Genomic DNA, 13,027 nt, shown 5'->3' with positions numbered 1-13,027 from the left:
CCGTCAGGCGACGCTGCGAAGGGCGTGCGGCTCGCCCTCGGCAAGGCGTGGCTCGATGAAGTTCGTGTACCACTCGACGAACTGCGTGACCCCACCCTCATGCTCTTCCGAGTAAGGCCCGGGTTCATAGGCCGGCGATTTGATGCCGAAGGCATTCTCCTCGACGATGCGGCGGTCCTGGTCGTTGGTCTCCGTCCAGACATGGGTGAGTTCGGCGAGATCGTAGTCGACGCCTTCGACGGCATCCTTGTGGACGAGCCACTTGGTGGTCACGGCTGTCTCGTCCGCGCTGATCGGCAACACGCGGAAGGTGATCGCGTGGTCGCCCAGGACATGGTTCCAGGTGGTCGGGTAGTGATAGAGCAGCAGGGAACCGATGCGGTCTGCGTTGACGCTGTCCGACAGTTTGCGGGCGACGGCGGGCTTGCCGCTCATGGTGTAGCTGACGCTGTCGCGCAGCAAGGGCGCGCGTGTGGCGCGGTATTGCCCGGCCGTGTCGATGGCGAAACGCGAGGGCAGGCCGGCCGCCTCGCATCTGGCCCAATGGGCGAGCATTTCCGGATCGCTCTCGGCCCCGTTCACGCCGGTGGCGATCGGGGCTTCCGGGAAGGTCTTGCACAGTTCCGGGTGATTGCCGGCGCAATGGTAGCATTCGCGGTTGTTTTCCCAGACCAGCTTCCAGTTGCCCTTTTCGACGATGGTGCTTTCAAAGGCGACCTTCGCCTCGGTCAGGCGGTGCGGCAGGAAATAGGGCTCCATCATCCGGCGGAAGGGCGCGAAGTCGGCCGGCTGGTCGGCCAGGCACACGAAGATGTAGCCCCCGGCGCTTTCGCAGGCGACCGGCTTCAGCCCATAGTCGTTGCGGTCGAAACCTTCGGCCATCTGCCGGGCAAACAAAAGCTTGCCGTCGAGATCGTAAGTCCATTGGTGGTAGGGGCAGACCAAGCGGGCCGAGACGCCCTTGTCGACGGTGCAGACGCGGCTGCCGCGATGGCGGCAGGAATTGTGGAAGGCGCGGATCCTGCCTTCGCGGTCGCGCACCAGGACGATCGGATAGGAGCCGATCTGGACGGTGAAGAAACTGCCCGGCTTCACGATTTCGCAGTCGTGTCCGACGAAGAGCCAGTCGCGGTACCAGATCAGCTCCATGTCGAGCTTGAAGAAATCCGGATCGGTGTAGAAGGGCTGTTCCAGCGAGAAGCCATCGCGCCTCGCACGGATGAGCCTCAGCATTTCATTGCGCGTATCCATGTCCTGTCCTCGTAGCAAGGACTGAACTGGTGGTGATGGAGGGTAGATGGCCGTGTTGGACGGTCTTCGACCGGCGCACGGCTTTCTGCCTCTTGACCGCCCACCGCGATCAGTCGAGTTCCAAAAAGTCCAGGGCTGGTTTCCGGGCTTCGAAGCTGTCCTTGCGGACCGTCCCGACACCTTCCCAGGCTTCGCCCAGTGGTCTGTCGTCGGAACAGAACTTCGCTACCGTTGCGGGGGCAGCGCCGGCATCAAACCGGCTTCCCAATTATCCGCTGCGACCTTCGCCGCAGCGGCACCTTGAACATCACAATCTGATCATGAGCGCTGCGCCGTTGCGATGACGAAAGCGACATCGGCGCTGTGCAAAGGCGACAGGCCGAAATTACTCGGCAGCCTCGGCGAGCGGAGTGGGAACATAGTTGAGGATCGGTCCGAGCCAGCGTTCGACATCCCGCACGGCCATGCCCTTGCGTGTTGCGTAGTCCCCGACCTGATCGCGCTCGACCTTTGCGACGCCGAAATAATAGCTTTCGGGCTGCGCGAGGTAGAGCCCGGAAACCGACGAGCCGGGCCACATCGCCATGCTCTCGGTCAGGCGCACGCCAATCCGCTCCTCCGCCTCCAGAAGGTTGAACAAGGTCACCTTCTCGGTGTGATCGGGCTGGGCCGGATAGCCGGGGGCAGGGCGGATGCCGCGATAGGGCTCGCCGATCAGATCGTCGGGCGCGAGGTTCTCATCGGCAGCATAGCCCCAATACTCCTTGCGTACCTTTTCGTGCATGCGCTCGGCGAAGGCTTCCGCGAAACGATCCGACAAGGCTTTCACAAGGATTGAATTGTAGTCGTCATTGGCGCGTTCGAAGCGCTCGGCGATGGCGATTTCCTCGATGCCGGCCGTCACGACGAAACCGCCGATGTAGTCAGGCTTGCCGCTGTCCTGGGGCGCGACGAAATCGGAAAGCGCGACATTCGGCTTGCCGTCGCGCTTTGTCAGCTGCTGGCGCAACGTGAAGAAGGTGGCCAGCTCCTTGTTCCTGGCCTCGTCCGCAAACAGCCGGATGTCGTCGCCTATCGTGTTGGCGGGCCAGAAGCCGATAACGGCTTTCGGCGCGAACCACTTTTCGTCGATGATCTTCTTCAGCATTGCCTGCGCGTCGTCGAACAGCTGCCGCGCCGCGGCGCCCTGCTTTTCGTCTTCGAGGATCTTGGGATAGCGCCCCTTCAGCTCCCAGGTCTGGAAAAAGGGCGTCCAGTCGATATAGCGGGCGAGTTCGGCCAGGTCCCAGCTTTCGAATACCCTGGTTCCCAGGAACGACGGCTTGGGTGGCTGGTAGTTGGCCCAGTCGATCCGGTGCGCATTGGCGCGCGCCTTCGCCAGCGGCAGCCGCTGCTTTTCGCGCTCCGAGCGCTCATGCGCTTCGGTCACCTTGCGGTATTCGGCCTGGATCGTGTCGACATAACCCGCCTTCATATCAGGCGACAGCAGGCTGGAGACGACACCGACCGCGCGGCTGGCATCGGTCACGTAGACAGCCTGCCCCTGATGGTAACGCGGATGGACCTTGACCGCGGTATGGACACGGCTGGTCGTGGCTCCGCCGATCAGCAGGGGGATGTCGAAACCCTCGCGCTCCATCTCCGAGGCCACATGCACCATCTCGTCGAGCGAAGGGGTGATGAGACCGGAAAGTCCGATCACATCGACCTTTTCACTGCGCGCCGTTTCCAGGATCTTGGTCGCCGGCACCATCACGCCGAGATCGATGATCTCGTAATTGTTGCAGGCGAGCACGACGCCGACGATGTTCTTGCCGATGTCGTGGACGTCGCCCTTGACGGTGGCCATCAGGATCTTGCCGGCGCTCCGGCGTTCGCCGCCGCCATTGGCCGCCTTTTCCGCCTCCATGTAGGGCAGCAGCACAGCCACTGCCTGCTTCATCACCCGCGCCGACTTCACCACCTGCGGCAGGAACATCTTGCCGGCGCCGAACAGGTCGCCGACGACATTCATGCCGGCCATCAGCGGCCCCTCGATCACATGCAGAGGGCGCTCCGCCGCCTGGCGGGCGGTTTCGGTGTCCTCGACGATGAATTCGGTGATGCCGTTGACGAGCGCATGCTCCAGCCGTTTTTCGACAGGCCATTCGCGCCAGGCGAGATCCTTCTCCCTGGCTTCCATGCCGCCGTGGCCTTTGAAGCGTTCGGCGATCTCGAGCATGCGTTCGGTCGCGGTGCCGCCTGTCTTGGGCTGGCGGTTGAGCACAACGTCCTCGCAGGCCTCGCGCAGTTCCAGATCGATCGATTCATAGACTGCCAATTGCCCGGCATTGACGATGCCCATGTCCATGCCGCGCTGGATGGCGTGGTAGAGGAACACGGCATGCATGGCTTCCCGCACCGGCTCGTTGCCGCGGAACGAGAAGGAAAGGTTCGACACGCCGCCGGAGATGTGGACATGCGGCAGCGTCTTGACGATCTCTCCCGTCGCCTCGATGAAGTCGACGCCGTAATTGTCATGCTCCTCGATGCCGGTGGCGATCGCAAAGACGTTCGGATCGAAGATGATGTCTTCCGGCGCGAAGCCGGCCTGCTCGGTGAGCAGCTTGTAGGCTCTCGAGCAGATCTCGACCTTGCGGGTTTTGGTGTCCGCCTGGCCGATTTCGTCGAAGGCCATCACCACCACGGCTGCGCCATACATGCGGCATAGCCTTGCGTGATGCAGGAAGGCCGCTTCGCCTTCCTTCATCGAGATCGAATTGACGATCGGTTTGCCCTGTACGCATTTCAGGCCGGCTTCGATGACGTCCCATTTCGAGGAATCGATCATCACCGGCACGCGCGCGATATCGGGTTCCGCGGCGATCAGGTTGAGGTACTCGACCATCGCCTTTTGCGAATCGATCAGGCCTTCGTCCATGTTGATGTCGATGATCTGCGCGCCGTTGGCGACCTGATCGCGGGCGACGTCGAGCGCCGCCGCGTAGTCGCCAGCGGTGATCAGCTTCCTGAACTTGGCCGAGCCGGTGACATTGGTGCGTTCGCCGACATTGACGAAAGGAATATCCTTGGTGAGCGTGAACGGCTCCAGACCGGACAGGCGCATCAGGGGCGAACGCTTCGGCAGGCTCCGCGGCTCGTGCCTGGCAACCGCCTCGGCAATGGCCGCGATATGCTCCGGCGTCGAGCCGCAGCAGCCGCCGACCACATTGACCAGCCCTTCGCGCGCGAATTCCTCGACCTGGGCCGCCATGAAGTCCGGGCTTTCGTCATACTGGCCAAAGGCGTTCGGCAGGCCGGCATTCGGGTAGGCGCAGGTGAAGGTGTCGGCGGCCGACGACAGTTCGGCCAGATGCGGGCGCATCGCGGCCGCACCCAGCGCGCAGTTCAGGCCGATGGTGAAGGGCTGGGCATGCCGGATGGAATGCCAGAAAGCAGTCGGCGTCTGGCCTGAAAGCGTGCGTCCGGAAAGGTCCGTGATCGTGCCGGAAATCATGATCGGCAGCCGGACGCCTTTCTCCGCGTAGATCTCCTCGCAGGCGAAGATCGCCGCCTTGGCGTTGAGGGTGTCGAAGATGGTCTCGATCAGGATGATGTCGGCGCCGCCGTCGATCAGGCCGCGCAATTGCTCGCCATAGGCAAGGCGCAGATCGTCGAAGCTGACAGCGCGATAGCCAGGGTTGTTGACGTCCGGCGAAATCGATGCGGTGCGGTTGGTCGGCCCGAGCGCACCGGCGACGAAACGGCGCCTGCCGTCTTCCTGTTCCGCCCTGCGGATCGCGCGCCGCACCAGCCGTGCACCGTCGCGGTTGAGGTCATAGACCATGTCCTCCATACCATAGTCGGCCTGCGCGATCGAGGTGGAGGAGAAGGTGTTGGTCTCGATGATGTCGGCGCCGGCCTTGGCATAGGCGTAGTGGATATCTTCGATCGCTTTCGGCTGGGACAGGATCAAAAGGTCGTTGTTGCCCTGCTGATGGCAGGCGCAGCCGCCGAAACGGTCGCCGCGGAAATGATCCTCGCCGAAACCGAGCCCCTGGATCTGGGTGCCCATCGCGCCGTCGAGCACAAGGATGCGCTCCCGCGCAGCAGCCTTGAGGGCGGTGAGGATTTCCGAGCCGTCGGGACGCGACGACAGCGGGCCGAAGAGTTCATCGACCGAAGACATTATTGCGACACTCTTCATTCCAGGAACGACGTCACTGAAACTAATCACATAAAGACATCTTTATGTCAACATGCGGATTTCGCATTGGTCATGCCAGCGGCAGCGAATCCGAGGTCAGAGCGAAGGTGTCCTCTTGCGCGGCAGGAGGCCTTTTGCGAATGCGACGCATCTGAGATAGGACTGCGAAGACCTTCAAGGCCGGAGCAAGCGGGAGAGTCGCAGGTTGGAACAAAGCATTGCAGACCTTTGCAAGGAATTCGGGCTGAGGCTTACAGGCCCCCGCCGCATCATCATGCAGGTTCTGTTCGATTCAAGCGATCACCCGGATGTCGTCGAACTCCACCGCCGCGTCACCGCGATCGAACCGACGATTTCGCTGGCGACTGTCTATCGCACGGTCAATCTGCTGCGCGAGAAGGGCGTGCTTGAGCGCCATACTTTCGGCGACGGCCGCGCGCGCTACGAGACCACGCCGCGCGAACATCACGATCATCTCATCAATGTGGAAACGGGCAGCGTGATCGAGTTCCAGTCGGAGGAAATCGAGCGATTGCAGGAAGAGATCGCCCGCAAGCACGGTTTCGCCATCGTCAGCCACAAGCTCGAGATCTATGTGCGGCCCCTGAGGCGGGGCCGAAGCCGAACATAACCCGACGCAGTCGTGGCTCCTTCAGCCGGTTGGATGGCTGGCTGCCGCTCGCGCTGCCTTCAACGTTGTGACGAGGAAGGCGGCAATGAAGAGCGCGGTCAGCAGCAGAACGATGGTCGGCGCCGGTGCGCTGTCGATGAAGAATGACAGGTAGACACCCAGCAGCGACGCGCCGACGGCGATCACGACCGACAGCCAGAGCATGACGCTGAAACGCGTCGTCAGCAGGAAGGCGATGGCGCCGGGCGCGATCAGCATGGCGATGGCAAGGATGATGCCGACCGCCTTCAACGCGCCGACGATTGTCAGCGAGATCAGGCACAGCAGGCCGTAATGCAGCAGGTTGACGCGCAAGCCGACGGCCTTGGCCTGGGCAGGGTCGAAGGCATGCAGCAGGAAATCCCGCCATTTGATCGCGATGATGCCCGTGGTGATTGCCGCTATGACGGCCGTTTCGGCGATATCGCGCAGGCCGATCCCCAATATGTCGCCAAACAGGATATGGTCCAGGTGAACCTCGGACTGGATCTTGACGTAGAGCACCAGGCCGAGCCCGAACATGCCCGAAAACACGATGCCCATCACCGTGTCCTGCTTGATGCGGCTGTTGTCCTTGAGGAAGCCGGTGGCGAGCGCGCAGATCATGCCGGCGGCGAAGGCGCCGACCGCGTAGGGCAGGCCGACGATGTAGGCGAACACCACGCCGGGAAAGACGGCGTGGCTGATGGCGTCGCCCATCAGCGACCATCCCTTGAGCACGAGGAAGCAGGAGAGCAGCGCGGTTGGGATCGCAATCAGCGCCGCGATCACCATCGCGTTGATCATGAAGTCGAACTGGAAGGGCGCATGCAAGGCATCGAACATATCAGGCTGTCCTTTCCAGCGCCTTTGCGGCACGGCGTCGTGCGGCCAGCATGCCGTGCTTGGGCGCGAAGAAGAATGCGACAAGGAAGATCAGCGTCTGCAGCACCACGATGATGCCGCCGGTGGCCCCGTCAAGGAAGTAGCTGGCATAGGCGCCGACGAAGCTGGTGACCGACCCGATGACGACGGCGATGAGAAGCAGGCGCGGGAAGCGGTCGGTCAAAAGATAGGCGGTGGCGCCCGGCGTCACCACCATGCAGATCACCAGGAAGGCGCCGACGGTTTGAAGTGCCGCGACCGTCGATGCCGAGAGCAGCGTAAAGAACATGATCTTGAGCGCCGCCGGGTTGAGGCCGATCGAGCGCGCATGGCTCTCGTCGAAGAAGACGACCATCAGGTCCTTCCACTTCACCAGCAGGATGGCGAGCGAGACGAAGCCGATGATGGCGAGCTGAAGCGTGTCTTCGGGCGTGATGGCAAGGATATTGCCAAGCACGATGGTCTGGATGTTCACGGAGGTCGGCGACAGCGACACCATGAACAGGCCGAGGCCGAAGAAGGAGGAGAAGATCAGGCCGATGATGGCGTCCTCCTTCAGCTTGGTGCGCTGGTTGAGGAACAGCATCGCCGCCGCGGCAAGGCCGCCGGAGAAGAAGGCGCCTATGGAGAACGGAAGCCCCAGCATATAGGCGCCGGCAACGCCCGGCACGATCGAATGCGAAAGCGCGTCGCCGATCAGCGACCAGCCCTTCAGCATGAGATAGCATGACAGGAAGGCGCACACGCCGCCGACAAGCGCCGACACCCACATGGCGTTCAGCATGTACTGATAGCCGAAGGGCTCCAGGAGCAGCCCGCTCATTCCTTGTCCTCCCGGAGCTTCTGCTGCATCGATCCGCTTTCGCCGTAAAAGACCAGCGGCCGCTCATCGTCGGTGATGACGGCGAGGCGGCGCCGGTCGTCGTCCTGATGCAGTCCCGCGCCGCCGAGCACGAAATGGCGCAGCACGCCGCCGAAGGCCTTTTCCAGATTGGCCTGGGTGAAGGTCTCCGCGGTCGGGCCGAAGGCGAGCACGGTGTTCTTCAGCAGCACGGTGCGGTCGCAGAATTCCGGCACGCTGCCGAGATTATGCGTGGACACCAGCATGACGCGGCCCTCGTCGCGCAGCGCGCGCAACAGGCCGATGATGGCATCCTCGGTCTTGACGTCCACCCCGGTGAACGGCTCGTCGAGCAGGATGACGCGGCCATCCTGCGCGAGCGCGCGGGCAAGGAACACCCGCTTCTTCTGCCCGCCCGACAACTCGCCGATCTGGCGCTTCCGGTATTCCGTCATGCCGACGCGGGCGAGGGCGGCCGAGACCGCCTCGCGGTCGGCGGCCTTGGGTATCCGCATCAGGTTCATATGGCCGTAGCGGCCCATCATGACGACGTCCTCGACCAGAACGGGAAAGTTCCAGTCGACTTCTTCGGCCTGCGGTACATAGGCGACCAGATTCTTGCGCAGCGCCTCGGCGACAGGCATGCCGAGGACCTGGATGCTGCCTTTGGCGAGATGCACGAAACCCATGATCGCCTTGAACAGCGTCGACTTGCCCGAGCCGTTGACGCCGACCAGCGCCGTGATCGTGCCGGTCGGGATCTCGAAGCTGGCATCATGCATCGCCGTCAGGCCGTTGCGATAGGTGACGGTCGCATCCCTGACCGAGATGCCGGTCTCTGAAGCCAATGGGGCGAAGCTCTTGAAGCGAGCCGTCATTGCGAGATGCCTTCGGCCAGACCCTGCCTTATCGTATCGGAAGTGACGCGAAGCAGATCGATATAGGTGGGCACCGGCCCATCGGCCTCGCTCAGTGAATCGACATAAAGGACGCCGCCGTAATGGGCACCCGTCTCGCGGGCGACCTGCCGCGCGGGCTTGTCCGAAACGGTGCTTTCGCTGAAGACCGCGACGATGCCATTGGCCCTGACGGCATCGATCACCTTGCGGACCTGCTGGGGCGTGCCCTGCTGGTCGGCATTGATCGGCCACAGATAGAGTTCCTGCATGCCGAAATCGCGCGCCAGATAGCTGAAGGCGCCTTCGCTGGACACCAGCCAGCGCTTGTCTTGCGGGATTTCCTCGAGCTTCTGCCGGATCGGCGCGATCGTCGCCTCGATCTTCTGCTTGTAGGCTTCCGCATTGGCCCGGTAGGTGTCGGCGTTGGCCGGATCGTATTTGGTGAAGGCGTCGCGGATGTTGTCGACATAGATCAGTGCATTCTTTGGCGACATCCAGGCATGTGGATTGGGCTTGCCGGTATAGGGTCCTTCGGCGATGCCCATAGGCTCGACTGCTTCGGAAACGACTGCGCCCGGCACGTCATGCAGGTTCTGGAAGAACTTCTCGAACCACAGTTCGAGATTGAGGCCGTTCCACAGGATGAGTTTCGCGCCCTGCGCGCGCTGGATGTCGCCCGGCGTGGGCGCATAATTGTGGATCTCGGCGCCCGGCTTGGTGATCGATTCCACGATCGCGGCGTCACCCGCGACATTCTTTGCCATGTCGGCGATCACCGTGAAGGTGGTCACGACCTTGAACTTCTCCTGCGCGGATGCCGGTGCGATCGCCAGCACGGCAGTGATCGCCGCTCCTATCGCTGCGGCCAGGATCGATCGTCTCATTCCATCGGGCATGACGGTTCCTTTTTGCGAACAATTCTCATTTGCATCTGACCTTTGATGCAAATGAGAATTGTTTGCAATAAGAATCTGGCCGTGCGGTCGACCGGTGTGGACCTCAGCCTTCTCAAGAAGCGCTGTTCGGGTCTTTTTTCCGAAGCATCGCCTCGACGATCCAGCCTCGGCCCTGAAGCGCTTCTTCACGAACCCGTTCGAGTTCGTCGACGATGTCGCGCAGCCTGCCCGAGACAAGCACGTCGTCCGGCATCCCCGCATAGAGGGTCCAATGCATGTCGCCGGCAGGGGCGTCCAACTGGTCGGACGCATCCAGCATGAACACGGTGCTCTCCGCATTGTTGGGGAAGCTGCTCGCGATGCAACGCCCCGTCGCCGTCAGGATCGATCGGCCGATATTGCAGAGCGCGACCTTGTGCGCTGGCGCCAGCGCCTGGATGTCGCTGTTGCCCGGGATCACTTCATGGTCGAGCTCGAAGCCTCCCATCGATCGGAGCTGTCGCAGAATTCGCTGCACGGTTTCGTAAAGCGACCGTTCGCTCCAGACGAGGAATGCACCGGCTTCGGAAGCATCCACTGCCTCGATGGACAGTCCACCCAGTCGAAGGTCGGCCGCAGCTGTATCGTCACTTCGGGCCGGTTCTCGAAACGGCGCAGTGCGGAACGGCCGACCCCGCACATAACACTCGATGATCTCCGCGCGAACACGGGCGAGTTCATCCGTCTTCATCCCCTTGTTGGGGATGAAGAACAAGGTCACATGGCCCTTGGCGTCGATCGCCTGCACCGTCGTGAAGTCCGGATTGCCGGCACCGATACCGAGGATGAGGACTTTGCGCCTCATTGCCGAGGCAGGATCGTCAATCCCGGAACGGCCGACCCTCGCAAGCCTTCGAACAGTTCGAGAAGCTTTTGCGGTCCGGGATGGTTTCCCTGGTATCGCTGCAGTTTACGGATCTCGATTTCCGCAGCCTCAGCGAGATCTGCGCCGCCGGGTTGGGCCAGCAGCCAGGACAGGAACACGTCTTCCGGCTGCGACGAAGCGAACCCACCGGCATGTCTTCCCTGCATGTTCAGTCCCATGCCAGCGCTCCGAGTCGCGCACAGCGGCGGTTGGCAATGAAATGCATATATGGCGTCGCCGAGCCGTTGCGTCGGATCGCCTTGTAGGCGGCGTGTGGCGAGCCGTGGCTTTCGGCAAGGCGTGGAATTTTGGGAACTCCCTTCGTGGAGAGTGCAGTCGTGGCCATGTCATCCCCGTGGCGTTGTGGACGGGGGAGTTTGGGGGAACGCATTGGCCATTTCGGACGCAGCGACGCCCAGCCAAGCGCACCGCCGGGACACCCCGCCCGAGGTTCGTTTCTCGTCTGTCGCGGCAGGTCTCCTGGCTTGCAGGTCATTGCCCTTGTCGGCCTTCCCGGTGCGTTGCGGCACCAGTGGCATTCTTCGACGCGGGCTCACTGCTTACAGTTGCGGGGGCAGCACCGGCTTTGCACCGACTTCCCTCTTAGCTCCCGAACCGAACGACTCGGGAGAACCTCGACGTCGATATCTAGTATATGACATCGACTCGATGTCAACGTTTGGTGCGGGTGGCTGCCGATCCGAGGATATCGGGAGTGGACAGCGCACGGCCTGCCGGCTGTGTGAGCCATCTCGTTGACGCGTGAGGCTTCAAGGCGGCCCATGCGTGGCGACACGGTCAAAATGGTTGAAGAAGCGCCAAGCATCCGCTTCTATATGTTCATGGTTCGACATTCGCTGAGATCGACAGTCCGTCAAATCTGGGTCCGCCTGCTCGCCGCGCTCGGTATCTTCGCCGCCATTGCCGTCGCCTGGTGGATGAAGGTGGAAGACGCGCGTGTTCCGGACGCTCCGCCGCAGGTCGCCTTTGGCGAGCCCGTCAATGTGGGGCGGGCTATCCTCGTCCCATACAAGCTTACCATCGAGAATGCCGCGCCCTCAGCGACCGGCTCGCAGCGGAAGCTCGTCCTCACGGGACAGCTCGAGAGTGTGACCGGTTCGAGTCAGGTTTCGATTTTCGGATCGCCGGAGAAACTGCCCGCTCTCTCTTCCGGCGGAATGACTTTTCCTGCGCCCAAGGTCTATCTCGTCCGCGACAAGGAACCGCTGAAGCAGCTTCACCCGCGCATCCGCGAACTCGTCTCGATCGTCTGGGACATTCCGGAGGGCTGGACTGAACAGGATGTCACGATCGGATTCAGCACGCAGCAATTCAAGCTCAAGGACAATCTCTATGCGAAGGCGAGCTGGCTGCAGTTTCATCCGAGTGGCACCTTGAGCGCGCGGCCGGAGCGCGGTGCATGAATCATTTCGTCAACCTCGTGGTCGTCGTGCTCGGCGGCGGATTGCTGGGCATGATGATGAACACGCTGCCGAGCTATGACAGCAGCTTCCAACCCTTCGGTGTCCGCGCCGGTGAAAACGGCGTTGGGGAAGGGCGTCTCTTTACGGCCGAACTGGCTGGCTTGAGGTCGAGCGGCACTATTTCCTACGCGCAGTTCGGCAAGGAGGTCGTTCGCGACACCTCTGCGATTTTCCTGGTCGCCGAGCTTGCGATTTCCGCGCGTGAGAAGTCGCAGCAGGTCGAGGCGATCTGGCTTGGCGCAACAGGTCGCCAGTACGTCCAGTCCGCCCGTATCGAAAGCTTCCCGCGCGCCCTGTCCTTGGCCCAGTTCGAGCCGGGGCTGAAGGGGCAGGCATTTGCCGTGTTCGAACTGCCCGAAGACGAGATCGCGGGAGGGCAACTGGTGCTGATGGCGCGCGGCAGCATGCTCATGGACAGCGCTGTGCACCTTCCCGCGCCGAAAGTGCTGCCGGCCAGGCAGGTTTCGCTGAGGCTCGAGCCATGAGACGGATCTTCTGGCTCGGGGCTACGCTCGTTTTATTCGCGACTACGCTTGGCCTGACCGCATGGTCCGATTTCAAGGATCTTGGCCATCAACGGGAATGGGATGTCGTTGCAGCCCAGGCTGCCGAAGCAGAATTGGCGGGCATTCGTGTCGGTGTGCGGGAAGCGCGGGCCGCGGTTGTCGACGCCAAGCCGGACCGCGCATTCCTTTTCGTGCGTTTCAATCTGGAGGGCTCGCCTGAGGCCGCGAAGTCATGGATCGATTGCAGCGCCAGCCTGCAAGGAGCGGGTGGAGAAACCTGGCTGCCTCTCTACGACTATCGGATACGCGGCGCGGTCAAGATCCTGGCATCGGACGGGAAGGACAACGGCAATTGCAATCCGGGCGCTGTCTCGGGCACTGGGCCGGTGACGTTTGACCAGATCTACCGCCTGCCGACAGCGTCCCTCGACAATCTGACCTTGCACGTCTCGGGCTATGGAACACGCCCGTCTGCCCTCGCATTCAAACTCGAGCCGACCATTCGCACCTTCAAGTCCGAATAGGT

12 protein-coding genes and 2 riboswitches are annotated in these 13,027 nt (G+C 62.3%); of the genes, 4 read left to right on the top strand and 8 right to left on the bottom strand.

Annotated features, from left to right (window positions below; translation table 11 throughout):
- Positions 1–3: 3 nt before the first annotated feature.
- Positions 4–1,251 (bottom strand): aromatic ring-hydroxylating dioxygenase subunit alpha, encoded by a 1,248-nt coding sequence (locus ACFWXH_RS22430; RefSeq protein WP_379123544.1) that lies wholly within the window; start codon positions 1,249–1,251, stop codon positions 4–6.
- 115 nt (positions 1,252–1,366) lie between these two features.
- A riboswitch (cobalamin riboswitch) is annotated at positions 1,367–1,569 on the bottom strand.
- Between the two features lie 67 nt (positions 1,570–1,636).
- Complete coding sequence (metH, locus tag ACFWXH_RS22425) at positions 1,637–5,422, bottom strand: methionine synthase (protein WP_379123823.1); 3,786 nt, start codon at positions 5,420–5,422, stop codon at positions 1,637–1,639.
- 220 nt (positions 5,423–5,642) lie between these two features.
- On the opposite strand from metH, the gene ACFWXH_RS22420 reads away from it, so the two are divergent.
- Complete coding sequence (locus ACFWXH_RS22420) at positions 5,643–6,068, top strand: Fur family transcriptional regulator (RefSeq protein ID WP_379123543.1); 426 nt, start codon at positions 5,643–5,645, stop codon at positions 6,066–6,068.
- 21 nt (positions 6,069–6,089) lie between these two features.
- Here the strand turns inward: ACFWXH_RS22420 and ACFWXH_RS22415 are convergent, their stop codons facing one another.
- The 6 genes from ACFWXH_RS22415 to ACFWXH_RS22390 form a co-directional block, all read right to left on the bottom strand.
- The gene (locus tag ACFWXH_RS22415; protein WP_379123542.1) at positions 6,090–6,932 is read right to left on the bottom strand and encodes a metal ABC transporter permease; all 843 of its coding nucleotides are present in this window, start codon (positions 6,930–6,932) and stop codon (positions 6,090–6,092) included.
- Between the two features lies 1 nt (position 6,933).
- Complete coding sequence (sitC, locus tag ACFWXH_RS22410) at positions 6,934–7,794, bottom strand: iron/manganese ABC transporter permease subunit SitC (protein ID WP_379123541.1); 861 nt, start codon at positions 7,792–7,794, stop codon at positions 6,934–6,936.
- A complete protein-coding gene (locus ACFWXH_RS22405; RefSeq protein WP_379123540.1) occupies positions 7,791–8,690 on the bottom strand; it encodes a manganese/iron ABC transporter ATP-binding protein in 900 nt (299 codons plus the stop codon). Before ACFWXH_RS22405 ends, sitC begins: the two co-directional genes overlap by 4 nt.
- Positions 8,687–9,607 (bottom strand): metal ABC transporter substrate-binding protein, encoded by a 921-nt coding sequence (locus ACFWXH_RS22400; protein ID WP_379123539.1) that lies wholly within the window; start codon positions 9,605–9,607, stop codon positions 8,687–8,689. Before ACFWXH_RS22400 ends, ACFWXH_RS22405 begins: the two co-directional genes overlap by 4 nt.
- Before the next feature lie 112 nt (positions 9,608–9,719).
- A complete protein-coding gene (locus ACFWXH_RS22395) occupies positions 9,720–10,451 on the bottom strand; it encodes an SAM-dependent methyltransferase (protein WP_379123538.1) in 732 nt (243 codons plus the stop codon).
- Positions 10,448–10,690 (bottom strand): hypothetical protein, encoded by a 243-nt coding sequence (locus tag ACFWXH_RS22390; protein ID WP_379123537.1) that lies wholly within the window; start codon positions 10,688–10,690, stop codon positions 10,448–10,450. The genes ACFWXH_RS22395 and ACFWXH_RS22390 overlap by 4 nt, the downstream gene beginning before the upstream one ends.
- Positions 10,691–10,963: 273 nt before the next feature.
- Positions 10,964–11,164: riboswitch (cobalamin riboswitch) on the bottom strand.
- A 129-nt stretch (positions 11,165–11,293) separates the two neighbouring features.
- Here ACFWXH_RS22390 and ACFWXH_RS22385 point away from each other — a divergent pair.
- The 3 genes from ACFWXH_RS22385 to ACFWXH_RS22375 are packed head-to-tail and all read left to right on the top strand — an operon-like array spanning position 11,294 to position 13,025.
- A complete protein-coding gene (locus ACFWXH_RS22385; protein ID WP_379123536.1) occupies positions 11,294–11,935 on the top strand; it encodes a hypothetical protein in 642 nt (213 codons plus the stop codon).
- Positions 11,932–12,480: a hypothetical protein gene (locus ACFWXH_RS22380; RefSeq protein ID WP_379123535.1), complete on the top strand. Its 549-nt coding sequence runs from the start codon at positions 11,932–11,934 to the stop codon at positions 12,478–12,480. Before ACFWXH_RS22385 ends, ACFWXH_RS22380 begins: the two co-directional genes overlap by 4 nt.
- On the top strand, positions 12,477–13,025 hold the full coding sequence (locus ACFWXH_RS22375) for a hypothetical protein (RefSeq protein WP_379123534.1): 549 nt from the start codon (positions 12,477–12,479) through the stop codon (positions 13,023–13,025). Before ACFWXH_RS22380 ends, ACFWXH_RS22375 begins: the two co-directional genes overlap by 4 nt.
- The last annotated feature ends 2 nt before the right edge of the window (positions 13,026–13,027 follow it).

Origin of the sequence: Mesorhizobium sp. NPDC059054 (genome assembly GCF_042739215.1) — a bacterium.
GTDB lineage: Bacteria > Pseudomonadota > Alphaproteobacteria > Rhizobiales > Rhizobiaceae > Mesorhizobium.
This window is presented reverse-complemented; position numbering and strand designations above follow the sequence as displayed.